Origin of the sequence: Methylobacterium sp. Leaf93 (genome assembly GCF_001422345.1) — a bacterium.
Taxonomy (GTDB): Bacteria; Pseudomonadota; Alphaproteobacteria; order Rhizobiales; family Beijerinckiaceae; genus Methylobacterium; species Methylobacterium bullatum.
In genome coordinates, this window is sequence record NZ_LMMS01000026.1 from 409,837 (window position 1) to 434,849 (window position 25,013).

Sequence of the window (25,013 nt, forward strand, 5' to 3'; positions counted from 1 at the left end):
ACGCCGATGACTTGGCATAGTGCATTAGCTGATGAACGGCCAAGCTCGTCCTCATCGATTCTCCAATCGGACAGGACGCTCCGTGCAATTGATCGGCATGCTCGATTCACCCTACGTGCGCCGCGTGGCGATCTCGCTGAAGCTCATGGGAATCCCGTTCGTCCACCGGCCGCTTTCGGTGTTCCGACACTACGAGGCGTTCGCGGCGATCAACCCGGTGGTGAAGGCGCCGACCCTGGTCACGGATAACGACATCGTCCTGATGGATTCGACGCTCATCCTCGACCATGCGGAGTGTCTCATCGGAGCGGATCGCCGTCTTCACCCGATCACCCCTTCCGAGCGTGACCGCTCGCAACGTCTGATCGCATTGGCGCTGGCTGCCTGCGAGAAGACGGTGCAGATCGTCTACGAACGCAATCTACGACCGGCCGAGAAGCAGCACGGCCCGTGGATCGACCGGGTCCGCGGTCAACTCGTCGCGGCATACGATCTCATCGAGGACGAGATCGGCGATGGCGAGGGCTGGCTCCTATCGAGCCCGCGCCCGCTCCAGGCCGATGTCAGCGTCGCGGTCGCCTGGAGCTTCTCGCGAATGATGATACCGGACCTCGTCGATGCCGGTGTCTATCCGCGGCTCGTCGCATCGACCGCCCGGGCGGAAGCGCTTCCGGAGTTCCTCGATACACCCGCCACCTGAGCGCGCGCGTCCCAGGGCGGACATCCGAAATATCAAGGGAGATCGGGCGACCAGACCTGGCCGGGTCGCAGCGGAATGAAGCGGGCGGGATCGATCCCGCCCGCCGCGCATGCCGCCGCTAAAGCCTCCACCGGCTGTTCGATGCCCTCATCGGTGAGGCGGAACGTGCCCCAATGGTGCCCAAGTACTTGGTCCGCTCCGAGCAGTCCGGCCGCGACGACGGCGTCGGCCGGGTTCATGTGCTGGGCTTTCATGAACCAGCGTGGCTCGTAGGCCCCGATCGGCAGGGTCGCGAGGCGCGGGGGACCGAAGCGGTCTCGGGCATCGCGGAAGATCGCGCCATCGGCGAGACCGGTATCCCCGGAATGATAGACGACGCCGGACGGGCTGGTCAGGACGTAGGAGCACCACAGCGCCATGCGCTTGTCGTTCAGGCCCCTGGCCGACCAGTGATTGGCGGGAGTCATGTGTAACGTGAGCCCCCCGCCGAGATCGACGGACTGGCCCCAGTCGCATGTCTCCACATTCATCGTATCGTCGAAGGACCGCAGGATGCTGTCGTTGCCCAGCGGCGCCACGATCAGGGGCTGATGCCGTTGCCAGAGCCGGGCCACGGTCGGCCCGTCGAGGTGGTCGTAATGGTTGTGGGTGATCAGCACGACGTCGATGGGCGGGAGCGCGTCGAAGGCGATGCCCGGCGGGTTGACCCGCTTCGGACCCGCCACGGAGAGGAGGCTGGCGCGCTGGGCGTAGACCGGGTCGACGAGGATGTTGCGGCGTCCGACCTGGAACAGGTAGCTCGCATGGCCGATGAACGATACGCGTAAGCCCTCCACCCGTTCGGGCGGTGTATCGGTGAAGGGGCTCGGAAACGAAGCCGGCCAGGCGATCCTGGCCCGCTCCCGCTTCCAGCGCAGGATGTCACCCAGCACCTTGTCCGCCGGCTGATCGACGCCGTGGAACTGTAGCCCGTCGAAATGATCGGTCACCGGGCCGCTGTAATACGGGTTACGGCCCTTGCTGCGCCGGTGCGCCGCGTAGCCGACGCCGCCGAGCGTCATGACGGTGAGCGCGGAGAGGGTCGCGAGAAGGCTTTGCCGTTTCATCGTTCCGAGATGGCGGTGGCCGCCGCGCAATCAAGACGCCTTCCGTCAGGCTTGGCAGTCCTTCGGCATCACGGCCACCAGCTCTCCGGCGAGGGCACGGATCTTCCGATGGGCTTCGACCTCGACTTCCTCGCGGGTCTTGTTCTCGGTCGGAATGGCGACGACGCCGGTGATCCGCCCATGCGCACCGATGAGCGTGAAGTTGAATCGCCCCATGCGACTGCGGCGAACGACGTAATGCGGCAACGGTCTCGCTCCTTCCCGAAAGCATCGGTCTGAAAGGACGAGCTACGGGGCGGAGAGCCGAAAAGTTTCAGGACCGCCAGCGCAATTCCTGCTGCACCAGCGGATTGCGGAAGGACCGCGCCTCGCGGGCCGCCTGGAGGGCTTCGCGCTTGAGGCGGAAGTACCATTGCGACGGCAGATCGCTCTGGCCGAACAAAACCATCGTCGGCTTGCGGTCGAGGCCGGCCTGGGCGTGCTGGAGCACCTGCTGATCCTGGGTCAGGAACTGCCGCATCAGCGGGCGCGCCAGGGGCTTCAGCAGGTTGAGGACCGGCATGTTCCAATACAGCGCGTTCGTCAGCATGGTGCGGTTGTGGGTGAGCGGTGTCGCGAAGGTGTAATTCGCCACGCGCTTCGGCCCGGCCTCGATCCGCTCCAGGCGCACGCCGGGCAGGCGGAACTCGATCTCCACCTCCGGCACGCCGCCGAGCAGCTTGTAGACCGGCGAACTCGTTGTCGTGGCATGGCTCGACATGGTGAAGCCGTGCGGCGTCGGCGTGAAGGTCTTCACCTTCTCGCGCAGCTCCTTCGACGGGCGGAACCACCAGGAATCGTGGACGAAGGCCACATGGCCGGGGTCGACGAGGCTCAACGTGGTGAGGTCGAACGAGGCTTCCACCACGAGCTCGACCACGAGGGAGCCCGCCGCCTCGAACCCGAGTTCCGGCAGGGGCGGCAGGTCACCACCCGGCGGCCCGAGAGAGGGGTTCACCCAGACGAAGCCGGCACTCTCGCGAATGGGAAAGCGCTGGACCGCGATCCGGGTGAAATCCGCCGCATCCGCCGAGGACAGGGTGGGCACGTCGCGGCAGCGCCCGTCGGTGCCGAAGCGCCAGCCATGGAAAGGACAGGTCACGGCTTCGCCATCGAAGCGCCCCTTCGACAGGGCCATGCCCCGGTGCGGGCAGCGGTCGCGCATGGCGAAGGGGGCTCCGGCCCTATCGCGGCCGAGGACGATCTGCTCGCCGTTGAGTTCGACGGCGCGCAGGCTGCCAGGTTTCAGCGTGTCGGAGCGGCCGACGCAGTAGAACGCGTCAGGCAGGGGCTGGCGCATGGCGTCCGGGTCGAGGGCCGCGTCGTCGGTCGCCGGGGTCTTCGCCGTATCGGCCTTTGCCTGGGGCGGCGGGGATGGGAGCATGATGGGCCGCGACTGTCCTGATGCGATCTCGTCTCCGGCCATGCCCGGGCCTGCTGGATCCCGGACGATGCGTGGCGGAGAGCGCCCCGTCTTACGCCTCGGTGGCGGCGGTGGCCATAAGTGTAAGAAGTCCGGCTGACGAACGCCGAGCGTCGATACCGTCGGGCCGCGCGCAGGCGGTCGGGAGCCCCCCAGCGGCGAGGCGCCGCGCCCGCCGCATCGGGGCTTTTCAAGCCGGGAATCCGTGACTAGCTTGGGGTTCTCGCAACGAACGAAAGGAGGTGATCCAGTGTCTCATTGCCTAAATCAGCCGCTTACCTCGGCTTACCGGACCTGGAACGTCGCCTCCGGCGCGCACGCTTAGCGCGTTAGAGGACCCCTCACCGGGTTCGGCCGAACGGACAAGCGGTTCGGCAATGGAAGGGCCGCCCTGATGGGGCGGCCCTTCGTCGTTGGGGTCTCGGTCAGTGAGTGGTTCAGCGCTTCTGGAACAGGGGCTGGGCCAGGGCCTCGGCCCGAGCCATCCAGAGGTCACGATCGGAACAGGCCTGGGCCAGTTCCTCGGCATCGCTTTCGGAGCGCACGCGAGCCTCTTCCAGCTTCTCGACGAAGAGGGTCTGGAGTTCGGCGAGGCGGTCGCGCTCGGCGCGCAGGTCGTGAAGCTCGGCCATCTCCTTCTCCACATGCGATCGCAGGCGGCGCAGTTCCTGGGCGAGGATCCCCTGAAGTTGGTCGTAGCGGTCGCTCTCGACCTTGAGCTTGGCCTTGAGCATCAGGTTCTCGGCCATCAGTTCCGAGACGTCGCCGTCCTCGATGGCCTCCGAAGCCTCAGTCTGGGCGGGCTGCGGCACCACCCGGGGCGACCAGGACGCGGCCTGCGGCTCGGCCTTCTCCGGCGCGGCCGGTCTCTCGAACGCCGCGACCTTTTCGGCGGCGGGGGCCTGCTCGGCGGAGGTGGTCGCCGCCTTCATGGCCGCCAGCCAATCCCGCAACGGTCCGGGCGTCGGACGTCCGTTTAGATCCTGTGCCTGGTAGTGACGGGCTGGTTCCGACATCGCTCGCGTCCTCGTGTGCAGACGCATTCGATCAAAGCATGCTTAACGAACCGTAAAGGTTAAGAAAATTTCCTCGTCCCGATTTGCGGAAAACGACGGGCCGCGCGCGACCACCCCTCGGATCGTGCTGATGCTATAGCTCGGCGCGCAATCGCCAAAGGACGGACACGATACATGTATATCGAAGCGCCCAGCCTCGTGGGACAGCCCGGCATCAGGCACGCCTTCTTCACCCGTGCCGGCGGCGTCTCCCACGGTCTTTATGCCAGTCTCAACGGCGGCCTCGGCTCGCAGGACGAGCCCGCCCTCGTGGCGGAGAACCGGAGCCGCATGGCCGGGCATCTCGGCGTCGCGCCAAGTCATCTCGTGAGCCTGTATCAGGTCCATTCCGCTGAGGTCGCCGTCGTCGAAGGCCCCATGGCCCTCGCCGACCGCCCCCGCGCCGACGCCATGGTCACGCGCGTGCCGAACCTCGCGCTGGGCATAGCCACCGCCGATTGCGGTCCCATCCTGTTCGCCGATCCCGTGGGCCGCGTCGTCGGCGCCGCCCATGCGGGGTGGAAGGGCGCCTTGTCCGGCGTGATCGCCGCCACGGTGGAGGCGATGGAGCGTCTCGGCTCCGCGCGGGCCGACATCACCGCCGTGCTCGGCCCGACGATCTCGCAAGCCGCCTACGAGGTCGGGGACGATTTCCGTGCCCGCTTCGCTGAGGAGGTTCCGGGATCGGACGCCCATTTCGCGCCGGGCCAGCGCGAGGGGCACGCCCAGTTCGACCTGCCCGGCTTCATCGCCCGTCGCCTGCGGGAAGCCGGCATCGAGAAGGCATCGACACTGGGCCTTTGCACCTACGCCGATCCCGAACGCTTCTATAGCTATCGGCGCACGACCCACCGCGGAGAGGCCGATTATGGCCGACTGATCTCGGCGATCGTTCTTGCCGCCTGACAGGCGAGACGGCGGCGGCCAGGGGATGCGACAATCTGTCATTCGCGAAGGTGCCGAAAAAGCGTGGCCGTAAGTGAACCTTGGCCGTTCAGCGGTGTTCTGGCTATGCGTTGCCTCTGCTGAGGTGGTCGCTGCCACAAAGGGGCCGTGTTCGACACACGCGGCGTGGTTGCGATGCAACAGCTTCCTGAGGGATGCTGAGCTATAGACGGGGAATTGCGCAGGACCGCCCCCCAAAAAGGCGGCCGCGCTAACGAGTAGAGGACCAGACCATGAAATCCTTCCTTCGCGGCACGACCGCCCTTGCCGGCATCGTCATCGCCGGTTCCGCTTTCGCCGCCGACCTTCCGCGTCGCGCCGCTCCCCCGGTCTTCGTGCCGGTGCCGGTGTTCACCTGGACGGGTGCCTACTTCGGTATCAACGCCGGTTACGGCTTCGACGCCGGCAGCAACAGCGACCGCTACACCCTGCCGGGTGGTTCGGTGCTGAACTCCTTCACCCGTACCCCGGTGGTCGTCTCGACCAACGGCGGCAACGATCTCGAAGGCTTCGTCGGCGGTGGCCAGGTCGGCTATAACTACCAGTTCACCCCGGGTTCGGGCGTGGTGGTCGGTATCGAAGCTGACGCCCAGTACACCGACTTCGGCAACAAGAGCCGCACCGTGGCCGGCACCATCAGCCCCGTCGCCGGCGCTCTCGTCAGCCCCACCTCGGTCCGTATCCCGGGCAATGAGATGAACTTCTTCGGCACCGTCCGCGGCCGTATCGGTTACGCCTTCGACCGCACCCTCGTGTACGGCACCGGCGGCTTCGCCTACGGCGACGGCGCCACGGGCGGCGACGATTTCCGCACCGGCTACACCGCTGGTGGTGGTATCGAGTACGCTCTCCCCACCGACTCGTTCTTCAACTTCTTCAAGTCGTCGGCCGTGACCCTCAAGGTCGAAGGTCTGTACGTGAACCTCGAGAACGACAAGAACAACCGTGGCGGTCGCTCGGTGTTCAACGCCGCTGCCGGCCCCAATGGCCTCCTGACCATCAGCCCCTCGGTTGCTGCTCGCGAGTCCGAGTTCGCCGTCGTCCGCGCCGGCCTGAACTACAAGTTCGGCTCGTACTAGGCCTTAGCGGATTTGGTCGCCTCCTCAGGGTGGTGACCTCCGTTCATCGGAAGGAGCCCGACCGCAAGGTCGGGCTCTTTTTCGTTGCGCGACAGGGACTTGCACCTGCCCAACCTGTTTCCTGTCGGAAATTTCATGGTGGGAAGCGGCTTCCCCGTGCATCCGCAACGGCGAAGTTCGCGTTGACCCCCTGACAAAGCCTGAGGCGCCACCCCATCTCGGAGGCGCCGGGGCGGCATTGGCCCGCAGGCTTCTCTCAGGAGGACGACCCCATGAACAGCGAAGAACGCGAGGTCATCGGCGGCATTTTCCAGCGTCTGGAGCAGGCCGCGAGCCAGCCCCGCGACGCCGATGCCGAGCGCTTCATCGCGGACAAGCTCCGCGCTCAGCCCTATGCGCCCTATGCGATGGCGCAACTGATCTACGTCCAGGAAGAGGCGATCAAGAGCCTGAACGAGCAGCTCGAACAGGCTCGCCAGGCGGCCCAGCAGCCCCAGGGCGGCGGTGGCGGCTTCCTGTCGAGCATCTTCGGCGGCGGCTCGCGCCAGCCGGAACCGCAGCGTCCGTCCGGCCAGCCTTGGGGCGGTCAGGGTGGGCCGCAGCAGGGATACGGTCAGCAGCCCGGCTATGGGCAGCAGCCGGGTTACGGCCAGCAGCCCGGTTACGGCGGACCGCAGCAGGGAGGCCCCTGGGCCGGCCAGCAGGCGGCTCCCGCGCGCGGCGGCGGCTTTATGGCGACAGCGCTTCCGATGGCGGCGGGTGCCGCCGGCGGCATGCTGCTCGGCAGCGCCTTGTCCAATGCCTTTGCCGGCGGGCATTCTGCCCTCGGCAGCGCGGCGGCGGCGGGCCTTCCCTCGGCCGGTGCTGCCGCGGGTAACGAAGACCTCGGCTCGGCCCTCGGAGGCGGCAACGACTTCCAGGACGCGTCGTTCGACAGCGATCCGGGTAGCGATTTCGGCGGCGACCTGGGCGGCGGCGGCGACGACGATTGGGTGTGAGCCCAACTTGTACCCGTCACAGTGCGTGATGGTTCAGTGAAGAGAAAGGCCCGGTGCGTGTCCCCACGCGCCGGGCCTTTTTCATGGCGGGCCTTTTTTCTTGGGATGTCGGTTACAGGACTTCGACCCGCGTTCCCACGGGCGTGCGTTCATATAGGTCGATGACGTCCTCGTTCATCATCCGGATGCAGCCCGACGAAACGGATTGACCGATCGTGTGCGGCTCGTTGGTGCCGTGAATGCGATAGAGGGACGAGCCGAGATAGAGCGCCCGCGCTCCAAGCGGATTGGCCGGGCCGCCCGCCATGTGGCGCGGCAGATCGGGGCGGCGCTGCAGCATCTCCGCCGGAGGCGTCCAATCCGGCCATTCGCGCTTCTGGCTGATCGTCTTCATTCCCGACCAGGCGAAGCCCGGACGACCGACACCGATGCCGTAGCGGATGGCCTGACCGCCGGGCTGGACGAGATAGAGAAACTTCGTCCGGGTATCGATGACGATGGCGCCGGGCTTCTGCCGCCCATCGAAGGGGACGACCTGCCGGGCAAAGCGCGGGTCGGGCGTCCGCTCGATCGCCGCGGCCTGCATTTCGGGTGCTGCCTGCGACGGAAGGGCGGCGAGCCGCGTGCGCGCGGGAGCGAGATAAGGATCGACGTCGGGCACACGGTCGCCCGAGTAGAGCACGCGCGGCATGGGCTCGCCGCCATAGCCCTGCGCCGCGGGATGACGGGGGAGCACCCCGTCATCGGCGAGGCCGGGACGCCTGGGGCGCGGCGGCGTTCCGTTGCCCGTCACCAGGAATTCGATGAAGCCGCCACCGTACTGGCCAACCGAAGTCTGAGCCCGTGCGGTTCCCCCTGTCACAGCCGTCGCCAGGCAAGCCATAGCGACGCACAAACCGATACGCTTCAACACGCGACTACTCCGGGCCATCATCGTCCTGCTCTCAAGGCTGGCTGGACGAGGCGAGAATCGCGTGAAGGAACGTGGTGAATCGTTCAGTCCATTGCGGCTCCATTGGCCGCTTTCAAGAACAGCATGAATCGTCCGTAAAACTGCACACGACCTTTTGTCTGTTGAAGAAATGGCAACCACTTGGTCGCATGGTGGCTCGAAGGCTTCTCGTCTCGGGATCCGCGTCGTTCGTCAGGACGATGGCGTCCGAGCCACGCGTGCCCCGCCATTCGATCCAGTTACTCCTGCCGGCTGATCATCCCCGATGAACATGAAGCGCTACCGCATCGAAGACAGCCTCGGTTTGGCAAGCGTGCGACCCGTCGCGGAGGTCGCGCACACCGTGGAGCGTTCCGGCGCCGATGACGTGAAGCTCGATGAGATCCTCTCGGCGATCCAGGATCTTCGACGCATCACGCAGACCAGCACGGTCGAGACGATCGAAGCCTGCCGGAAGGAGCTCAACGAGGCCTTCGCCATGCGCTCCGAGCTCGACGTGATGAAGGAAGCCATCACCCGGACGAAGAAGGAAATCGCGACGCTCTACCATTCCGAGAATACCGGGAAGGGGATGAAGCGGGTCGCCGGCGAACTCGATGCGGTGGTGGAATCCACCGAGCTCGCAACGAGCACGATCCTCGGCGCCCTGGAAGAGATCGAGACCAATGCCAGCGCATTGCGGGCCATGCGCAATGCCGCCGGCGCCGAGAATGTCGACATGATCCTCGAGCGCGTGATCGTCGCCTACGAGGCCTGCAACTTCCAGGATCTCACCGGCCAGCGCATCAACAAGATCGTGGGCGTGCTCAAGTTCATCGAGGAGCATCTGGACCGTATGATCGAAGCCTGGGGCGGCCTCAATTCGTTCAGCGAGATCCTCGGCGTCGTGCCGCAGGGCCCCAGCATCGACGACGAGAGTTCCCTTCTCAACGGACCCAAGCTCGACAGCGACCCGGGCCATGTGGACCAGGGCGATATCGACGCGCTGTTCGATTAAGGTACGAACGCGCCGAGCTTCGCGGGTCGATGGGAGCGTGAGCCCCTTCCCTCTCGAATCCCCGGCGCTTAAGTCTCGGGCATGAGCCGCCAGCCCGCGAAAGACCCGTCTTCCCAGCAAGACCTGCCGCCGGATTCGTTCGACGAACGCGAGGATGCGGACGAGACCCCGGAACGCATCGACGACGGCCCCGAGATCGACTTCGATTTCGAGGAAGGCGCGGTCAAGGCCGGCACGGAGATCATCCGCCGGTTCTGGAGCACGCTGCCGTCGGGACCGGGCGTCTACCGGATGTTCGACGAGAAGGGCGACGTCCTCTACGTCGGCAAGGCCAAGAACCTGAAGGCCCGGGTCGGCTCCTATGCGAGGGGCCAGGCCCATTCCAACCGCATCGCCCGGATGATCTCGCAGACGGCGGCGATGGAATTCGTCACCACCGCCACCGAGACCGAAGCGCTGCTGCTGGAGGCCAACCTCATCAAGCAGCTGAAGCCCCGCTTCAACGTGCTGATGCGGGACGACAAGTCGTTCCCCTACATCCTGGTCACGGCGGATTCGGAAGCGCCGCAGATCGTCAAGCACCGCGGCGCGCGGCGGCGGAAGGGCAGCTATTACGGCCCCTTCGCCACAGTCTGGGCGGTGAACCGCACCGTCAACGCGCTCCAGCGCGCCTTCCTGTTGCGCACCTGCACCGACAGCTATTACGAGAACCGCACCCGGCCCTGCCTGCTCTACCAGATCAAGCGCTGCGCCGGCCCCTGCACCGGTGAGATCGCCCTGCCAGAATATCAGGCGCTCGCCGAGAATGCGAAGGGCTTCCTCTCGGGCAAGTCCAACGCGGTGAAGGACCGCATGCGCGAGGAGATGCAGGACGCCTCGGAGAAACTCGAATTCGAACGCGCCGCCCGCTTTCGCGACCGCATCTCCGCCCTCTCGGCGATCCAGGGGACGCAAGGCGTCAACACGCAGGGCGTCGAGGAGGCGGATGTCTTCGCCCTCGACGAGCAGGCCGGCCAGTTCTGTATCGAGGTCTTCTTCTTCCGCAACTTCCAGAACTGGGGTAACCGCGCCTACTTCCCCAAGGCCGACCGCTCCATGACGCCGGACGAGGTCCTCGCCTCCTTCATCAGCCAGTTCTACGACGACAAGCCGGCCCCCCGGATCGTCCTCGTCTCCCATACCATCGAGGATGCGGAGCTGATGGCGGCCGCCCTGTCGAGTCGCGCCGAGAACCGGGTGGAGGTCCACCAGCCCCAGCGCGGCGAGCGCAAGGCCCTGGTGGACTACGCCCAGCGCAACGCCAAGGAGGCCCTGGCCCGGCGCCTCGCCGACACCGCCTCGCAGGGCAAGCTGCTGGTGGCCCTCGGGCAATCGTTCGGCTTGCCCGCCGCACCCCGCCGCATCGAGGTCTACGACAACTCGCACATCATGGGCACGAACGCAGTGGGCGGCATGATCGTCGCCGGCCCCTCGGGCTTCGCCAAGACGCATTACCGCACCTTCAACATCAAGTCCGAGGAGCTGACGCCGGGCGACGATTTCGGAATGATGAAGGAGGTGCTGCAGCGCCGCTTCAAGCGTCTCGTCAAGGAGAACCCGCGCACGCCCAACGAGGCGGCTTTGGCGGCCAGCGAAGGCGGCGTGCCCGAGCCTGTCCCCGAACCGGACGGCGAGACCATGCCGGCCTGGCCCGATCTCGTCCTCATCGACGGCGGCAAGGGCCAGCTGGAAGCCGCGCGCACCGCGCTGGAACAGCTCGGCGTCACCGACGTCGCCCTCGTCGGTATCGCCAAGGGCCGCGACCGCGATGCGGGGCGCGAGACCTTCTTCGTGCCCGGCAAAGCCCCGTTCAAGCTGCCGCCGCGCGACCCGACCCTCTACTTCGTCCAACGCCTGCGGGACGAGGCGCATCGCTTCGCCATCGGCACGCACAGGGCCAAGCGCAAGCGCGAGATGATCAAGAACCCCCTCGACGAGATCGCCGGCATCGGCCCAACCCGAAAACGCGCCCTCCTCCACCATTTCGGGACGGTGAAGTCGATCCAGCGCGCATCCCTGGAGGATCTCGCGAAGACACCCGGCGTCAACGCGGCCACGGCGCGAGCGGTGTATGATTTCTTCCAGGCCGGAGGGTGAAAATCGGTGGTCGTTCCGATCACGGCGTTAACGACGGCGATTGGCCGAGATAGCATAAAGTGATACTTCTGCCGTCCCATCTCGAATTTGGGCAGGCGCGGTGGACCAATGGCATCGAGCTACACGGTAGGACGACATTACGAACAGTTCATCAGAACCATGGTGAGCACCGGTCGTTACGCGACCGCAAGCGAGGTCATGCGCGATGGCCTCCGCTTGATGGAAGAGCGGGAGCAGATACGGGCCGCTAAACTCGAGGCTCTGCGCGGCGACATTCGAGCTGGGCTGGACAGTGGCTCTTCGGAACCGCACGACATGGCGGAGATCAAGGCCGAAGCCCGGCGCCGGTGCGGATCCGGGACCAAAGCCGCTCTTCGTGAGTAGGATCGACCGACGTCCTCTGGCACGCCAGGATCTTGTCGAGATCTGGAGCTACATCGCCGAGGACAACGACCGCGCTGCGGACAGCATGCTCGATCGTATCGAGGGGATACTCCGAATGCTTGCCGACCGACCACGAGCCGGCCGTTCACGGCCTGAGCTGGCAGACAATCTGTGCAGTTTTCCGATTGGTGCCTACGTCCTTTTCTATCTGCCCCTTCCGGATGGGATCGAGCTCGTCCGCATTCTTCACGGCTATCGCGATATCGGCCATGACGACGTCAGCCATGACGATGTCTCGACCTGAGTGCCAGGCCATGATCGCAAAACCTCGCTCTCAGCGATCGACGCTTCCGCGCAGCATCGAAACTCGACCGTCCACGGGACGACCGGGTGTTCATCCCGGTTGACCCCTCCCCCCGCCCATGGTTTCACCGCGTCGATGACTGTCCTCCCCCTTCGACGCCGGTCACCGGCCTGGACGCTGGCGAATTGCCTGACCTACGGGCGGCTGGTCGCCGTCCCCGTGGTCGTGGCGCTGTTGTATTGGCCGGACGAGCATGCGGCGCGGTTCGCGGCGCTCGGCGTCTTCATCGCGGCGGCCATCACCGATTATCTCGACGGCTACGTGGCCCGGACCTACGATCAGAGTTCGGCCCTGGGGCGCATGCTCGATCCGATCGCCGACAAGCTTCTCGTCGCCGCCTGCCTGCTGATGCTGGTGGCCGACAAGACGATCCACGACTGGAGCCTGTGGGCGGCCATCGTCATCCTGTGCCGCGAGATCCTCGTCTCGGGCCTGCGCGAGTATTTGGCGGAGCTGAAGGTCAGTCTTCCCGTCAGCCGCGTGGCCAAGTGGAAGACCACCCTTCAGCTCGTGGCGATCGGCTTCCTCGTTGCCGGCAGGGCGGGGGAAACCATCCTGCCCCATACCGTCTTTGCCGGCGTCGCCCTGCTCTGGATCGCCGCGGCCCTGACGCTCTACACGGGCTACGATTATATGAGAGCCGGCATCCGGCACGTGATGGACGATCCGCGCTGACCCGCCGATGCCGCAGCCGGAAGGGCAGACCATGAAACTCGTGTATTTCGCCTGGGTGCGCGAACGCATCGGCAAGGCCGAAGAGACCGTGGACTTACCGGCCGGGACCGAGACGGTGGCCGACCTCGTTGGCTGGCTGCGCGGTCGGGGCGAGGAATACGCCTATGCTTTTGAGAATGCAGGGATCGTGCGGGCCGCCATCGATCGGGTTCACGCCAAGCCGGATGCCGCCATCGCGGGCGCCACCGAGATCGCGTTCTTCCCGCCGATGACCGGCGGCTGAGCGGCCGCTCGCCGGATCGCTCACGAGGGCGCGCCCATCGATGACCACCGTGATTCGCGAGTTCCAGGACGGCGATGCCGACGCGGTGGTGACCCTCTGGCACGCCGCCGGAATCTCCCGGCCGTGGAACGATCCGGCCAGGGACATCGCCTTCGCCCGGCGCGATCCGCATTCGACCATCCTGCTGATCGAGCGCGACGCGGCCGTCGCCGCCACCGCCATGGTGGGCGAGGACGGCCACCGGGGCTGGGTCTACTACGTCGCCGTCGACCCGCGGCTCCGCGACCTCGGCCTGGGCAGGGCGATCATGGAGGCGGCCGAGCGGTGGCTGGTCGCCCGTGGCGTCTGGAAGGTCCAGCTCCTCGTGCGCGAGGAGAATCGCGCGACCCGCCATTTCTACGAACATCTCGGCTACCGCGACACCCGCACGATCTGCTTGCAGAAGGTCATCGGCGACACGGCGGGGTGAGCGGGCCGAGGCTCAGCGGGCCGCGCGGCTCGCTCACTTCTTGCCGAGAGCCGCGCTGAAGGCGGCGATATTGCTGCGCATCATCGCCGCATAGGTGGCCGCCGGACCATCGGACCCCGACAGGGCGTCGGAATAGACCTTGCCGCCCACCGTGGCACCGCTCTCCCGCGAAATCTGCTGCATCAGGCGTGGGTCGGCCACGTTCTCCAGGAAGACCGCCGGGATCTTGTCGCGCCGGATCTGACGGATGATGCGGGCCACATCCTTCGGGCTCGCCTCGCTGTCGGTGGAGACGCCCTGAGGCGCGATGAAGTCGAGCCCGTAGGCGGCGGTGAAATAGCCGAACGCATCGTGCGTGGTGATGATCTTGCGATGCTCCGGGGGGATCGCCGCGATGGCCGCGCGGATGTCGGCCTCCAGCCCGTCGAGGGTGGCGAGATAGGCCTTGGCGTTGGCCGCATAATCGGCGGCCCGGCCGGGATCGACCTTCGACAACCCGTCCCGGATGTTGGCGATGTAGATCCTCACATTGGCGATGCTCTGCCAGGCATGGGGATCGTCGTGATGGGCATGGCCCGCATGCCCGCCCCCGCCGTGGTCGTCGTCACCTTCGATGGGATTCACCCCCTTGGTGGCGACGATGACGGGGGCCTTCGTGCCGGAGGCCTTGATCAGCCTGTCGAGCCAGCCTTCGAGGCCGAGGCCGTTGACCACGACCAGATGGGCGGCGGTGAGTTTGCGCGCATCCCCGGGGGCCGGGTTGTAGCCATGCGCGTCGGCATCGGGGCCGACCAGCGTCGACACCTCGACCCGGTCGCCGCCCACCTGCTTCACGAGATCGCCGAGGATGGAGAACGTCGCCACCGCCTTGACGGGTTCGTCGGCATGCACCGCATTCCCGAACGGGGCTAGGGCCAGCAGGAGGCCGAGACAGGCCGCTGCCGCCGATCCGACCATGTGGCGCCTCGATTGCATCCGTCCCGCTCCTTGACCACGCCAAAGCCGGGCACCGGACCCGTCCCATTCGTCTAGTGTAATAGTATCACATTGCCAAGACGGAGGGCGTCGCTTGATCTTCCTCTCATCGCCCGGCAAACCCCCGCTTGAATGTCGGGCGCTTGCCCGCGCGCCAGACAACGGATGATCATGGGCCGTAGGCCGCTTCTCAGGGGTGACACCCTTCCCCTCATCGGCCGCGTCTGGCACGACTGGCTGCGGCCCCACCGGGCGACCCTCGCCGTGGTCCTGGTGCTGATCGCCATTATCGGGGTCGCGACGGGGCTGTATCCCGCCCTGATCAAGGGCGCCTTCGACGCTTTCGACCACAAGGACCCTGCCGCCCTCACCTATGGGCCGATCATCGTCATCGCCATCACCTCGATCCGGGGCTTCGCCCTGTTCGGCCAGACGGTGCTCACGAACCGGGTGGTGACCCGCGTCGAGGCCGACATGCAGGCGGCACTTTACGGGCATCTCATCGATTCCGACCTCGCCCAGCTCGGGCGAGAGAGCCCGGCCGCCTTCACCCAGCGCTTCACCACGGATTTCGCCTTCATCAAAGAGGCGCTGACGCGCATCTCTACCGTGCTCCTGCGCGATCTCGCCATGCTGATCGCCCTCGTCGTCGCGCTGCTGTGGATGGACCCGGTGCTCACCCTGGTGGCGGCGGTGGTCGTGCCCTTCGTCGCCGGCCCGATCGGCCGCATCGGCAAGAAGCTCAGGCGGGTCTCCACCACGACGCAGGAGCAGATGGGCCTCACGGCGAGCCTCATCACCGAGAGCCTGCAAGGCGCCCGCATCGCAAAGACCTACGCCCTCGAATCCTACCTGAAGGGCAGGGCTTCCGGCGCCTTCGACAATGTCCGCCGCCTCAAGATGAAGGCGGCCAATGCCCGTGGACGCCTCGATCCGCTGATGGAGATCGGCGGGGGGGTCGCGGTGGCGGCGGTGCTGGTTCTGGTGGGCCAGCGCGTCATGTCCGGCGACCGGACGGTGGGCGATTTCACCGGCTACGTCGCCGCCCTGCTTCTGGCCGCGCAGCCCGCCCGCGCGCTGGGCACCCTCAACGCCATCCTCCAGGAAGCCGGAGCGGCTCTGCAGCGCTACTTCGCGCTGATGGACGAGGCGCCGCGCATCCGCGAGAAGCCCGATGCCGTGCCACTGGTCATCACCGGCGGAGAGATCCGGTTCGAAGGCGTCCGCTTCCGTTATCGCGAGGACGCGCCGGCCCTGGAGGGCATCGACCTCACCGTCCCCGCAGGTGCCACCGTCGCCCTCGTCGGGCGCTCGGGCTCCGGCAAGTCGTCCCTGCTCAACCTCGTGCCTCGCCTCTACGACGTGACCGGAGGCCGTGTGCTCATCGATGGCGCGGATCTGCGCGACGTGACGATCCCGTCCCTGCGCGCGGCCGTGGCGGTGGTCTCCCAGGACGTGGTGCTGTTCGACGATACCATCGCCGCCAATATCGGGTTCGGCCGCCCCGGTGCGACGCGCGCCGAGATCGAGGCCGCCGCGGAAGCCGCCGCCGCGCACGGTTTCATCAGCCGGCTGAACGAGGGCTACGAGTTCCGCGTCGGCCCCTCCGGCGGGCGCCTGTCGGGAGGCGAGCGCCAGCGCATCTCCCTGGCCCGCGCCTTCCTCAAGGACGCGCCGATCCTGCTCCTCGACGAGGCGACGAGCGCCCTCGATTCCGAATCGGAGCGCCTGGTCCAGGGCGCGCTGCTGCGCCTGATGCAGGGGCGGACCACCCTCGTCATCGCGCACCGCCTCTCCACCGTGCGCGATGCCGGCTTGATCGTGGTCATGGAAGCCGGCCGCATCGTCGAGACCGGAACGCACGACGCTCTGATGGCCTCGCAGGGGGGCTATGCGCGCCTGCACCGGATGCAATTGTCCAGCGATGCGGACGAACCGGCCCTCGCCCCCTGAGCCGTATCCCGCGCGTTGAGGCCCGACGATCCCTCGGACGCGAAACGAGTGCCGGCATGGCAGGACAGGCTTTCGGACGAACGAAAGACGGTAGCCCCGTCTCGCGCTACAGACTCGCCCGGTCCCGCCTGCGCGTCGACATCCTCGATTACGGCGGCGTGGTCAGCCGGGTCGATACACCTGACCGCGAGGGCCACTGGGCCAACGTGGCCCTCGGCGCCCGTGACTTGGCGAGCTACGAGGCCAGCGACGCGCATTTCGGCGCCATCATCGGCCGCTATGCCAACCGCATCGCCGGGGGGCGCTTTAGCCTCGACGGGCAGGAATACCGGCTGCCGCTCAATGCCGGCGGTAACACCATGCATGGCGGGGCGAACGGGTTCGATCGGCGCGTCTGGCGGGTGATCCGAGCGGACGACGCGTCCCTGGTCCTCGGCTACCGCTCTGTCGGCGGCGAGGAAGGCTTTCCCGGTAATCTCGATGTCGAGGTCGCCTATATGCTCAGCGACGACGAGACCCTGCGGATCGACTACACGGCCTGGACCGACCGGCCGACCATCCTCAACCTCACCAACCACAGCTACTTCAACCTCTCCGGCGAGGGCTCCGGCGACGTGATGCAACATCGGGTCGCCATCGCGGCGGACCATTACCTGCCCACCGATGCCGGACAGATCCCCACGGGCGAGATCAGGCCCGTGGCGGGCACCGCCTTCGATTTTCGCGAGCCCGAAGCCCTGGGCACCCGCATCCGCGACGCGGATCCGCAGCTCGCTCTGGCGCATGGCTACGACCACACCTTCGTCCTGCGCGACCCCGGCCGTCTGCGCCACGCGGCGTCCGCCCACGATCCGTCGAGCGGGAGACGCCTCGACGTCGCCACCACCCAGCCGGGCCTGCAACTCTACACCGCCAACATGCTCGACGGCACGGTGGTCGGGTCCGGCGGGCGGCTGTACCGGTCCGGCGACGCGGTCTGTTTCGAGGCGCAGGGGTTCCCCGACGCACCGAACCGCGCGAATTTTCCCTCCACGACGCTCCGCCCCGGTGAGGTCTTCACAGCGACGACGACCTATCGGTTCAGCGCAGACTGACACGCCGCTTGTCATCGCCCGACGAAGCGGTCGCTTGACTTGGGTTCTTTTATGTCTGTAATTTCTGTCATGACAGAAATTACAGACACTCCCGAAAAGCTCCCCGTGGCGGTGGAGCGCTTCATCCTTCACTGGGGCGATCTCGGCGGGCAATGGGGCGTCAACCGCTCCGTCGCCCAGATTCACGCCCTGCTCTACCTATCGGACAAGCCCCTGGCGGCGGAGGAGATCGCGGCGACGCTGGGCATCGCGCGCTCTAACGTCTCGACGTCGCTCAAGGAACTGTCCGGCTGGAACCTGATCCGGCGCGTCCCCGTGCTGGGCGAGCGCCGTGATCACTTCGTTGCCGAGACCGACCTGTGGGAGATGGTCACGCGCATCGCCGCCGGCCGCAAGGAGCGTGAGATCGACCCGGCGATCGCGGCCCTGCGCACCTGCGTGGCGCAGGCCGAGGGCGATCCGACCATCGGTGCCGTCGCCTCCCGCCGCCTCAAGGCGATGCTCGAATTCACCGAGACCATGGACCGCTGGCACAGCCAGATGCTCGGCGTTCCGCACGCGACCCTCGCCAAGCTGATCCGCCTCGGCAGCCGGATCGTGCGCTTCCTGCCCTCCAAGCCCGAAGGCTGAACCGGGGAGCCGCGATCATGACGATGACGGCATTGAGGGGGCCTTCCGTGGGAGGCACGGCGCCTCCCATCGGCGAAAGCCCGGTAATCGCCCGTGCGCACGAGGCCGACCTCCGCGACCTGCGGTTCCGCAGCCTGATCGCGGACGAGGACTGGACCACGTTGTTGCCCGCGATCCGGCGGCGCTTCACCAAGCGTCTCCAACCCGGCACCAGCGCCGTCTATGTGGGAACCGTGATCGAGACGCGGATGAGCCGCCTCGGCTGGCTCCTGGCACAGGCCGCCCGACTCATCGGCGGTCCGCTGCCGACCTCCAGGGGGGCCGGCCTCGCCAGCGTCGTCTCCGTCACCGAAGACCGGTCGGGCGGCGGGCAGGTCTGGACCCGGCTCTACGCTCGGCCCGGCGGATTTCCCCAGACCATCAACTCGGCCAAGCGCTTCGGCGGGCCGACCGGCCTCGAAGAGCATGTGGGCGGCGGCCTCGGCATGAGCCTCGATGTCGCCGTCGTCGACGGCAGGCTGGTCTTTTCAAGCCGCCGCTACTTCCTCCGGCTGGGCGGATGGCGTCTGCCGCTACCCGGTTTCCTGACGCCGGGCAGTCTCACGGTCACCCACGGCGAGACCGGGGCGAACCGCTTCGCCTTCACCCTCACGATCCGCCACCCCTGGTTCGGGCTCCTGATCCACCAGGAAGCGGAGTTTCACGACGTCGTCGACGCCTGATCCATCATGCGGGAGACCCGACACCATGACCTCGACCCTGCTCTGGTCGCTCATCGCCGTACAGATCGCCATGGGAGCGTTCGACACGCTCTACCACCACGAGTTGACCGAACGCCTCGCCTGGCGCCCGTCCCAGCGCGGGGAACTGCGCCTGCACGCCGTGCGCAACTGGCTCTATGCCCTGCTCTTCCTCACCCTTGGGTTCGCCGAGCCGAAGGGGCTTCTCGCCTGGATCGTGATGGGCGTGCTCATCGTGGAGGTGGTCATCACGCTCATGGATTTCGTGGAAGAGGATCTGAGCCGCCGCCTGCCGGCCACCGAACGGGTGAACCACACGCTCCTCGCGCTGAATTACGGTGCGATCCTCGTCCTCATCCTGCCGGTGCTGCTCGGCTGGGCCGGGGAGGCGACGGGTATCGCCTGGGTCAGCCACGGTGCCTGGAGCGTTCTCGCCCTTTGCGCCTCGCTCTCCGTCGCGATCTTCGGCCTGCGCGACTGGTTCGCGGCCGAACGGTCCGAGCGCCTCGACCCGACTGCGCCGGCCGGTCTCGTGGATGCGCTCGCACCAGCTAGTAGGATCCTCGTCACGGGGGGCACCGGGTTCGTCGGCCGGCGCCTCGCCGCGAGCCTCGTGGCGGCAGGCCACGACGTGACGGTCCTGACCCGCGACGGGGCGAAGGCGGCCGCATTGCCGGCGCCGCTGAGAATCGTCACCAGCCTTGACCAACTACCGCCCGACACGCGGCTCGACGCCATCGTAAGTCTCGCCGGCGAACCGATCGCCGATGGGCTGTGGACGTACGCCAAGCGCCGCGCGATCCTCGCGTCGCGCCTGAGGATGACGCGCGGGCTCGCCAAACTGGTGGGCCGCCTCGACCGGCCACCGTCCGTCGTCGTCAGCGGCTCGGCCGTGGGATGGTACGGCTTGCGCGGGGATGAGAGCCTCACCGAATCGAGCCCGGCGGCTCCGGCGTTCACCCACAGGATCTGCGAATCCTGGGAGCGGAAGGCGACGGGAATCGCCGCCCTCGGCCCACGGGTCGTCCTCCTTCGGACCGGACTGGTTCTCGGCATCGAAGGCGGGCTCCTCGCCCGGCTTCTCATGCCGTTCGAGTTCGGCCTCGGGGGACGGATCGGTTCAGGGCGGCAATGGATGTCGTGGATCTCGCGCGACGATCTCGTGCGCCTGATCTGCCACGCCATCGCGACGCCCACCCTGCATGGGCCGGTGAACGCGACCGCACCGGAGCCCGTCCGCAACGCCGACTTCGCTGCATCCCTGGCGCGGCATCTCCGTCGGCCGGCGATCCTCCCCCTTCCGGCGTGGCCCCTGCGCCGGCTGGGCGGCGACTTCGCCGAGGAGATGCTGCTTGGCGGGCAGAGGGTGCTGCCCGAAAAAGCGCTCGCCAGCGGGTTCGCCTTCCGGCATGCCCGGCTGGATTCGGCGCTCGGATCCATGCTGGGCCGGGATATCGGGCGGGAGGCGGAGGCCCGGCCCTCGCGGGCCGTCGTCCCGGTTAGAGAATGACCGGCATGGGAACGCGGCGTGCGGCCCCCCTTCGTGATGGAGTGAACCCCTGATCACCGCCCTCGTCTATACCGGCGCCGCTTTGGCCGAGATCGCCGGGTGCTTCGCCTTCTGGGCGTGGCTGCGGCTCGGCCGCTCGGCATGGTGGGCGCTGCCGGGCGTGGCGTCCCTCGTCCTCTTCGCCGTGCTGCTCACCAGGGTGGAGAGCGATGCGGCGGGCCGGGCTTACGCGGCCTATGGCGGGGTCTACATCGCCGTCTCGCTCCTGTGGCTCTGGCTCGCGGAGAGTCAGAGGCCGGACCGGTGGGATATGACCGGTGCCGCGATCTGCCTCGTCGGGACCGGGATCATCCTGTTCGCGCCGCGCGCCTGACAGCGCGCGTCACATCTCGTGCGGATCGGGCTCCACCAGGATCTCGCGCTTGCCGGCGTGGTTGGCCGAGCCGACGATACCCTCCACCTCCATCCGCTCCATGAGCGAGGCGGCACGGTTGTAGCCGATCTGCAGACGGCGCTGGATGTAGCTGGTCGAGGCCTTCTTGTCCCGCATCACCACCTGCACCGCCTGGGCGTAGAGGTCGCCGCCGCTTTCGCCGAAGCTGCCCTGGTCGAAGACCGCGCCATCGACCTCGATCTCGTCGATCGAGCCCTTGGCCGACTTCCCGCCGCCCTTCGAGCCCTTGTCGTCGTCCTCGCCATCATCGGCGGTGACGGCTTCGAGGTAGGACGGCCGGCCCTGGCGCTTGAGATGGGCGACCACGCTCTCGACTTCCGAATCCGAGCAGAACGGGCCGTGGACGCGGGTGGTGCGCCCGCCACCGGCCATGAACAGCATGTCGCCCTGGCCAAGGAGCTGCTCCGCACCCATTTCGCCGAGGATCGTGCGGCTGTCGATCTTGGACGTGACCTGGAAGGAGATCCGGGTCGGGAAGTTCGCCTTGATCGTGCCGGTGATCACGTCCACCGACGGGCGCTGCGTCGCCATGATGAGGTGGATGCCGGCGGCACGGGCCATCTGCGCCAGACGCTGGATCGCCCCTTCGATGTCCTTGCCGGCCACCATCATCAGGTCGGCCATTTCGTCGACCACGATCACGATGTAGGGGAGCGGATTGAGATCCATCTCCTCGGTCTCGTAGACCGCCTCGCCGGTCTCGCGGTCGAACCCGGTCTGGACCGTACGGGTCAGGACCTCGCCGCGCCCGCGCGCCTCGGCGAGGCGCGCGTTGAACCCGTCGATGTTGCGCACACCGACCTTCGACATCTTCTTGTAGCGCTCCTCCATCTCGCGCACGGCCCATTTGAGGGCGATGACCGCCTTCTTCGGGTCGGTGACGACGGGGGAGAGCAGGTGCGGGATGCCGTCATAGACCGACAGTTCCAACATCTTGGGGTCGACCATGATCAGGCGGCACTCTTCCGGCTTCATCCGGTAGAGCAGCGACAGGATCATCGTGTTGATGGCCACCGACTTGCCCGAGCCCGTGGTGCCGGCAACGAGCAGGTGGGGCATCTTGGCGAGATCGGCGATGATCGGCTCGCCGCCGATGTTCTTGCCGAGGCACAAAGCGAGGCTCTGCTTCGTCTCGACGAAATCCGCCGAGGCGAGAAGTTCGCGCAGATACACGGTTTCGCGCCTAGCATTGGGCAATTCGATGCCGATGGCGTTGCGGCCGGGCACGACGGCGACACGGGCCGAGACCGCCGACATCGAGCGGGCGATATCGTCCGAGAGGGAGATCACGCGGCTCGACTTGGTGCCCGGCGCCGGCTCCAGTTCGTAGAGCGTGACCACCGGGCCGGGGCGCACGGCCAGGATGTCGCCGCGCACGCCGAAATCGCTGAGCGTCGCCTCGAGGAGGGTGGCGTTCTGCTCCAGGGCTTCCGTCGAGACCTGGCTCGCCAGGGACAGGCCCGGCGCCTCGCCGAGCAGGTCGAGGGGAGGATGGGAATAGCTCTCCGCGCCATAGGCCGGCGCGGGAGACGCGCGCCGGATCGGTGCCGGCGCGGGGGACGGTGCCACCGGGGCGACACGGGAGCGCAGCGCCGGCGCCGATGCGGCCGGTTCTTCGGGAGCGTAGAACTCCTCGCCGCCATCGTCCGGCTCGTCATCGTGCAGGATCGGTTCCGGGAGGGGGCGGCGGGTCACCGGCCGGGGCTCCGCCACGGGCTGCGGCTCGAAGACCGGCTCGCGACGCGCCGAGGCGGCATCGCCTCTCGGCTGGTGTCCCACGTCCTGTGGCACATGGCTCGACCATGGCGCGTCGTCCGCGTCCGAGAAGGCGCGGCGCGCGGCGAGCGCTGGCGAGGCGCCGGCATAAGCGAGTTCGGTGGCCGCCGCCGCCCGGTCGGCGCGCCACTCGGCGATTCGTCTGGTGATGGCGGTCCGGCCGCCCATCAGAAGATGCGCCAGGGTGCCGAGGGAGACGATGCCGAGGCTCGGCTCGTCCTCTTCGTAGCGGCCGTCATGCCGGGCGGAGGGGGGCGGACGCTGGTTGGACGCGGACGGAGCGTGCTGATCGTAGGAGTCTTCCTCCGGCTCGGCTCCGGCGCGGCAGGCGCCGGTGAGGCAGAGGATCGCCACCGCCGCGAAGGCGAAACCGACGAGGGCCGTGGCCGGGGACGCGATGGCGCCGACGATGAGCCGCGCGGTGTGGATCAGGGCATCGCCGGCCACGCCGCCGAGCCCGGTGGGCAGGGGCCAGCGGGCAGTGGGCGGCAGCGCGCTCGCCACAGCGCTCGCGGCGAAAAAGCCGATGATCCAGAGGGTGATCCGCAGGCCGCCCCGGGGCAGTTCCCGAGACCGCATGAGTTGGACGCCCCAGAAGGCGGGCGGCAGGGCGAAGGCCAGGGAACCGAGGCCGAGGAGCTGCATCGCGAGGTCCGACACCACCGCGCCGCTGGTGCCGAGCACGTTGTGCGCGGCATGGTCGGTGGCGTGGTTGATACTCGGATCGTCGATTGACCACGTCGCCAGGGCAACCGTGAGCGCAGTCGCGCCCGCGAACAGGAGAAGACCGCCCATCTCCGTCATCCGCTTCGCCAGGAACGGCCTGAAGCTGTCGACGAAAGTGTCGTAGGGCGATGCGGAACGGCGGAGCGAGCGCATACGGGACCAGACGCAGGGAGAAACGATCCGGTAACGCTATGTCGACCGAGTTAACGGCTGTTTAAGGCTTAGAGATCGTTAGCGCGGCCCGCACAGATGTCCGTGTTTTCGGACCCTTTCACGACTCGCCTCGTCGAATCCGGTCCGTGCCGCCAACGAAGAAAGGCCCCGGATCGCTCCGGGGCCTTTCTTCGTCCATTGCTGAGCTTGGCGCTTAGCGGAAGAGGTTCAGGAGACCGCCCGGCTCGGCATAGATGCCGGGAGCCGCAGTCGAGGTCTGGAAGGTGATGGAGCCGATGACGGCATCGCCGCACCACTTGGAGGTCCCGCCGTTGTTGAAGCCGCGGTAGTCGCCGGTGAAGTTGAAGCAGTCGGTCTTGCTCAGGTTGGTGTTGTGGTAGCGCACATCGAGGACGATGTTCTTATAGGTATAGGACAGGCCGACGTTACCATAGAGGTAGCTCGGCAGGTTCACCGCGACCTGCCCGGTGGCGGAAGTCTTCGCGGCGGTCAGGAAGTAGTAGCCGAGCTCGGACGAGATCGAGAATCCACCGGAATAGGCCTCGGGCAGGAACGAGAACCAGTTGGCCGGCAGGGTATAGGCGGCCGTGCCGGAGGTGTAGGTGCCGTTGGCGTGCTGGCCCAGGAAGTTCGGCGAGTAGAACACGTTGAGGCCGAGGGTCAGCGAGTCCGTCGCGGTCCAGGTGCCCTTGGCTGCGTATTCCATGAAGTCGGTGTTGGCGGTGGTCAGGAACGCGCCGCCCGGGCCCAACAGGCGCTTCTCATTGGGGTAGAAGTAGTAGAGCACGCCGAGATCGAGGGCGAACTTGTCGAAGGTCGGGCGGATACCGGCGGCGAGATCGAACTCCATGTCCGGCTGCGTGGGCAGGCGGGTCTGGTAGGTGGCGAGGCCGGTATAGGCGAAGCCGCCGAAATACTGGGCCTCGAAGAAGGACTGGTAGCTGCCCTGGCGGTTCGACTGCGACACACCGCGGAAGTTGTAGTCCGTCTGATAGCGCGAGCCGAACGAGAAGCCGATCAGCGGATCGGGCGCCTTCGCCTCGACCGGCATGGTCTTCGGCGCGGCAAGGTCGGCGGCGTTGACGTTGCCAACGCTCAGGAACGCGGCGAGGGAAGCGGCAGTCCCCAGTGCGGTTAGCTTCAGTGTCATCAGAGTTCAGCCCCAGTTATTCTGTGATTTGCAAGTTGCCAAATCCGGCCGAGCTTCGCAAAACTAACTTTGATGCAATTGCCCAGCAAATAGGCAAATACGGTCGTTCGCGGGACTTGCCATGGGGGTGTTGCATTCGCATCACATTTTCGCCCCACTCCGGCGGCGTGAGCCGGCTCTGCTTCACGGTCGGGGGCGTCGATGCGGCTCTCGACGGCTGCCACGG

Annotated in this window: 25 protein-coding genes; 17 read left to right on the forward strand and 8 right to left on the reverse strand. The window is 67.1% G+C overall.

The window, feature by feature from the left end; translation table 11 throughout:
• The first annotated feature begins 82 nt into the window (after nucleotides 1-82).
• On the forward strand, nucleotides 83-700 hold the full coding sequence (locus tag ASF26_RS15665) for a glutathione S-transferase (RefSeq protein ID WP_056255694.1): 618 nt from the start codon (nucleotides 83-85) through the stop codon (nucleotides 698-700).
• 32 nt (nucleotides 701-732) lie between these two features.
• On the opposite strand, the gene ASF26_RS15670 is transcribed toward ASF26_RS15665, so the two are convergent.
• The 4 genes from ASF26_RS15670 to ASF26_RS15680 all read right to left on the reverse strand — a co-directional run bounded on the left by ASF26_RS15670 (nucleotide 733) and on the right by ASF26_RS15680 (nucleotide 4,284).
• Complete coding sequence (locus ASF26_RS15670) at nucleotides 733-1,806, reverse strand: MBL fold metallo-hydrolase (RefSeq protein ID WP_056255854.1); 1,074 nt, start codon at nucleotides 1,804-1,806, stop codon at nucleotides 733-735.
• Between the two features lie 45 nt (nucleotides 1,807-1,851).
• Entirely contained in the window at nucleotides 1,852-2,052 is a 201-nt protein-coding gene (locus tag ASF26_RS22760; RefSeq protein ID WP_156463006.1) for a hypothetical protein, read from the reverse strand.
• Nucleotides 2,053-2,119: 67 nt separating this feature from the next.
• Entirely contained in the window at nucleotides 2,120-3,229 is a 1,110-nt protein-coding gene (locus ASF26_RS15675; protein WP_082477667.1) for an aromatic ring-hydroxylating dioxygenase subunit alpha, read from the reverse strand.
• A gap of 476 nt (nucleotides 3,230-3,705) precedes the next feature.
• Nucleotides 3,706-4,284 (reverse strand): hypothetical protein, encoded by a 579-nt coding sequence (locus ASF26_RS15680; protein WP_200925942.1) that lies wholly within the window; start codon nucleotides 4,282-4,284, stop codon nucleotides 3,706-3,708.
• A 174-nt stretch (nucleotides 4,285-4,458) separates the two neighbouring features.
• Between ASF26_RS15680 and pgeF the strand changes: the two genes are divergently transcribed.
• The 3 genes from pgeF to ASF26_RS15695 all read left to right on the forward strand — a co-directional run bounded on the left by pgeF (nucleotide 4,459) and on the right by ASF26_RS15695 (nucleotide 7,345).
• Nucleotides 4,459-5,229: a peptidoglycan editing factor PgeF gene (pgeF, locus tag ASF26_RS15685; protein WP_056255696.1), complete on the forward strand. Its 771-nt coding sequence runs from the start codon at nucleotides 4,459-4,461 to the stop codon at nucleotides 5,227-5,229.
• 272 nt (nucleotides 5,230-5,501) lie between these two features.
• The gene (locus ASF26_RS15690; protein WP_056255698.1) at nucleotides 5,502-6,347 is read left to right on the forward strand and encodes a porin family protein; all 846 of its coding nucleotides are present in this window, start codon (nucleotides 5,502-5,504) and stop codon (nucleotides 6,345-6,347) included.
• Between the two features lie 272 nt (nucleotides 6,348-6,619).
• Entirely contained in the window at nucleotides 6,620-7,345 is a 726-nt protein-coding gene (locus tag ASF26_RS15695) for a DUF2076 domain-containing protein (RefSeq protein ID WP_056255701.1), read from the forward strand.
• A gap of 112 nt (nucleotides 7,346-7,457) precedes the next feature.
• Here the strand turns inward: ASF26_RS15695 and ASF26_RS15700 are convergent, their stop codons facing one another.
• Nucleotides 7,458-8,228, reverse strand: coding sequence for a L,D-transpeptidase (locus tag ASF26_RS15700; RefSeq protein WP_082477656.1), 771 nt, complete (start codon nucleotides 8,226-8,228; stop codon nucleotides 7,458-7,460).
• Between the two features lie 334 nt (nucleotides 8,229-8,562).
• Here ASF26_RS15700 and ASF26_RS15705 point away from each other — a divergent pair, with 334 nt between their 5' ends.
• The 7 genes from ASF26_RS15705 to ASF26_RS15730 all read left to right on the forward strand — a co-directional run bounded on the left by ASF26_RS15705 (nucleotide 8,563) and on the right by ASF26_RS15730 (nucleotide 13,605).
• Entirely contained in the window at nucleotides 8,563-9,294 is a 732-nt protein-coding gene (locus ASF26_RS15705) for a chemotaxis protein (RefSeq protein ID WP_056255703.1), read from the forward strand.
• An 81-nt stretch (nucleotides 9,295-9,375) separates the two neighbouring features.
• Nucleotides 9,376-11,430 carry an excinuclease ABC subunit UvrC gene (uvrC, locus tag ASF26_RS15710; RefSeq protein ID WP_056255704.1) on the forward strand — a complete coding sequence of 685 codons (2,055 nt, stop codon included), beginning with the start codon at nucleotides 9,376-9,378 and terminating at the stop codon, nucleotides 11,428-11,430.
• A gap of 108 nt (nucleotides 11,431-11,538) precedes the next feature.
• Nucleotides 11,539-11,814, forward strand: a complete 276-nt coding sequence (locus tag ASF26_RS15715) for a type II toxin-antitoxin system ParD family antitoxin (RefSeq protein ID WP_056255706.1) — start codon at nucleotides 11,539-11,541, stop codon at nucleotides 11,812-11,814.
• Nucleotides 11,807-12,118, forward strand: a complete 312-nt coding sequence (locus ASF26_RS22175; RefSeq protein ID WP_082477657.1) for a type II toxin-antitoxin system RelE/ParE family toxin — start codon at nucleotides 11,807-11,809, stop codon at nucleotides 12,116-12,118. The genes ASF26_RS15715 and ASF26_RS22175 overlap by 8 nt, the downstream gene beginning before the upstream one ends.
• 135 nt (nucleotides 12,119-12,253) lie before the next feature.
• On the forward strand, nucleotides 12,254-12,853 hold the full coding sequence (pgsA, locus tag ASF26_RS15720; RefSeq protein WP_056255709.1) for a CDP-diacylglycerol--glycerol-3-phosphate 3-phosphatidyltransferase: 600 nt from the start codon (nucleotides 12,254-12,256) through the stop codon (nucleotides 12,851-12,853).
• Nucleotides 12,854-12,884: 31 nt separating this feature from the next.
• The gene (moaD, locus tag ASF26_RS15725) at nucleotides 12,885-13,136 is read left to right on the forward strand and encodes a molybdopterin converting factor subunit 1 (protein WP_026176075.1); all 252 of its coding nucleotides are present in this window, start codon (nucleotides 12,885-12,887) and stop codon (nucleotides 13,134-13,136) included.
• 40 nt (nucleotides 13,137-13,176) lie between these two features.
• Nucleotides 13,177-13,605 (forward strand): GNAT family acetyltransferase, encoded by a 429-nt coding sequence (locus ASF26_RS15730; RefSeq protein WP_056255711.1) that lies wholly within the window; start codon nucleotides 13,177-13,179, stop codon nucleotides 13,603-13,605.
• A 33-nt stretch (nucleotides 13,606-13,638) separates the two neighbouring features.
• Here the strand turns inward: ASF26_RS15730 and ASF26_RS15735 are convergent, their stop codons facing one another.
• Nucleotides 13,639-14,580, reverse strand: a complete 942-nt coding sequence (locus tag ASF26_RS15735) for a zinc ABC transporter substrate-binding protein (RefSeq protein ID WP_082477658.1) — start codon at nucleotides 14,578-14,580, stop codon at nucleotides 13,639-13,641.
• A 171-nt stretch (nucleotides 14,581-14,751) separates the two neighbouring features.
• Between ASF26_RS15735 and ASF26_RS15740 the strand changes: the two genes are divergently transcribed.
• From ASF26_RS15740 to ASF26_RS15765, 6 genes are all read left to right on the forward strand, one after another.
• Nucleotides 14,752-16,533 carry an ABC transporter transmembrane domain-containing protein gene (locus tag ASF26_RS15740; RefSeq protein WP_200925943.1) on the forward strand — a complete coding sequence of 594 codons (1,782 nt, stop codon included), beginning with the start codon at nucleotides 14,752-14,754 and terminating at the stop codon, nucleotides 16,531-16,533.
• Nucleotides 16,534-16,589: 56 nt separating this feature from the next.
• The gene (locus tag ASF26_RS15745; protein ID WP_056255715.1) at nucleotides 16,590-17,627 is read left to right on the forward strand and encodes an aldose epimerase family protein; all 1,038 of its coding nucleotides are present in this window, start codon (nucleotides 16,590-16,592) and stop codon (nucleotides 17,625-17,627) included.
• Nucleotides 17,628-17,696: 69 nt separating this feature from the next.
• The gene (locus tag ASF26_RS15750) at nucleotides 17,697-18,257 is read left to right on the forward strand and encodes a MarR family transcriptional regulator (RefSeq protein WP_056145774.1); all 561 of its coding nucleotides are present in this window, start codon (nucleotides 17,697-17,699) and stop codon (nucleotides 18,255-18,257) included.
• Between the two features lie 23 nt (nucleotides 18,258-18,280).
• On the forward strand, nucleotides 18,281-18,979 hold the full coding sequence (locus ASF26_RS15755; protein ID WP_244475960.1) for a DUF4166 domain-containing protein: 699 nt from the start codon (nucleotides 18,281-18,283) through the stop codon (nucleotides 18,977-18,979).
• A 25-nt stretch (nucleotides 18,980-19,004) separates the two neighbouring features.
• Nucleotides 19,005-20,507 carry a TIGR01777 family oxidoreductase gene (locus ASF26_RS15760; RefSeq protein WP_056255717.1) on the forward strand — a complete coding sequence of 501 codons (1,503 nt, stop codon included), beginning with the start codon at nucleotides 19,005-19,007 and terminating at the stop codon, nucleotides 20,505-20,507.
• A gap of 49 nt (nucleotides 20,508-20,556) precedes the next feature.
• Nucleotides 20,557-20,880, forward strand: a complete 324-nt coding sequence (locus ASF26_RS15765) for a YnfA family protein (protein ID WP_082477660.1) — start codon at nucleotides 20,557-20,559, stop codon at nucleotides 20,878-20,880.
• A 9-nt stretch (nucleotides 20,881-20,889) separates the two neighbouring features.
• On the opposite strand, the gene ASF26_RS15770 is transcribed toward ASF26_RS15765, so the two are convergent.
• Both ASF26_RS15770 and ASF26_RS15775 read right to left on the reverse strand, forming a co-directional pair.
• A complete protein-coding gene (locus ASF26_RS15770) occupies nucleotides 20,890-23,616 on the reverse strand; it encodes a DNA translocase FtsK (protein ID WP_056255721.1) in 2,727 nt (908 codons plus the stop codon).
• A gap of 214 nt (nucleotides 23,617-23,830) precedes the next feature.
• Entirely contained in the window at nucleotides 23,831-24,787 is a 957-nt protein-coding gene (locus ASF26_RS15775; RefSeq protein ID WP_244475949.1) for a TorF family putative porin, read from the reverse strand.
• Nucleotides 24,788-25,013: the final 226 nt, after the last annotated feature.

What these genes read in the sequence shown, in the direction of transcription:
- ASF26_RS15670 (WP_056255854.1), bottom strand. Translation starts at nt 1,806, where the DNA reads ATGAAACGGCAAAGCCTTCTCGCGACCCTCTCCGCGCTCACCGTCATG.
- ASF26_RS15675 (WP_082477667.1), bottom strand. Translation starts at nt 3,229, where the DNA reads ATGCTCCCATCCCCGCCGCCCCAGGCAAAGGCCGATACGGCGAAGACC.
- ASF26_RS15680 (WP_200925942.1), bottom strand. Translation starts at nt 4,284, where the DNA reads ATGTCGGAACCAGCCCGTCACTACCAGGCACAGGATCTAAACGGACGT.
- pgeF (WP_056255696.1), top strand. Translation starts at nt 4,459, where the DNA reads ATGTATATCGAAGCGCCCAGCCTCGTGGGACAGCCCGGCATCAGGCAC.
- ASF26_RS15690 (WP_056255698.1), top strand. Translation starts at nt 5,502, where the DNA reads ATGAAATCCTTCCTTCGCGGCACGACCGCCCTTGCCGGCATCGTCATC.
- ASF26_RS15695 (WP_056255701.1), top strand. Translation starts at nt 6,620, where the DNA reads ATGAACAGCGAAGAACGCGAGGTCATCGGCGGCATTTTCCAGCGTCTG.
- ASF26_RS15700 (WP_082477656.1), bottom strand. Translation starts at nt 8,228, where the DNA reads ATGGCTTGCCTGGCGACGGCTGTGACAGGGGGAACCGCACGGGCTCAG.
- ASF26_RS15705 (WP_056255703.1), top strand. Translation starts at nt 8,563, where the DNA reads ATGAACATGAAGCGCTACCGCATCGAAGACAGCCTCGGTTTGGCAAGC.
- uvrC (WP_056255704.1), top strand. Translation starts at nt 9,376, where the DNA reads ATGAGCCGCCAGCCCGCGAAAGACCCGTCTTCCCAGCAAGACCTGCCG.
- ASF26_RS15715 (WP_056255706.1), top strand. Translation starts at nt 11,539, where the DNA reads ATGGCATCGAGCTACACGGTAGGACGACATTACGAACAGTTCATCAGA.
- pgsA (WP_056255709.1), top strand. Translation starts at nt 12,254, where the DNA reads ATGACTGTCCTCCCCCTTCGACGCCGGTCACCGGCCTGGACGCTGGCG.
- moaD (WP_026176075.1), top strand. Translation starts at nt 12,885, where the DNA reads ATGAAACTCGTGTATTTCGCCTGGGTGCGCGAACGCATCGGCAAGGCC.
- ASF26_RS15730 (WP_056255711.1), top strand. Translation starts at nt 13,177, where the DNA reads ATGACCACCGTGATTCGCGAGTTCCAGGACGGCGATGCCGACGCGGTG.
- ASF26_RS15735 (WP_082477658.1), bottom strand. Translation starts at nt 14,580, where the DNA reads ATGCAATCGAGGCGCCACATGGTCGGATCGGCGGCAGCGGCCTGTCTC.
- ASF26_RS15740 (WP_200925943.1), top strand. Translation starts at nt 14,752, where the DNA reads ATGGGCCGTAGGCCGCTTCTCAGGGGTGACACCCTTCCCCTCATCGGC.
- ASF26_RS15745 (WP_056255715.1), top strand. Translation starts at nt 16,590, where the DNA reads ATGGCAGGACAGGCTTTCGGACGAACGAAAGACGGTAGCCCCGTCTCG.
- ASF26_RS15750 (WP_056145774.1), top strand. Translation starts at nt 17,697, where the DNA reads ATGACAGAAATTACAGACACTCCCGAAAAGCTCCCCGTGGCGGTGGAG.
- ASF26_RS15755 (WP_244475960.1), top strand. Translation starts at nt 18,281, where the DNA reads ATGACGGCATTGAGGGGGCCTTCCGTGGGAGGCACGGCGCCTCCCATC.
- ASF26_RS15760 (WP_056255717.1), top strand. Translation starts at nt 19,005, where the DNA reads ATGACCTCGACCCTGCTCTGGTCGCTCATCGCCGTACAGATCGCCATG.
- ASF26_RS15770 (WP_056255721.1), bottom strand. Translation starts at nt 23,616, where the DNA reads ATGCGCTCGCTCCGCCGTTCCGCATCGCCCTACGACACTTTCGTCGAC.
- ASF26_RS15775 (WP_244475949.1), bottom strand. Translation starts at nt 24,787, where the DNA reads ATGACACTGAAGCTAACCGCACTGGGGACTGCCGCTTCCCTCGCCGCG.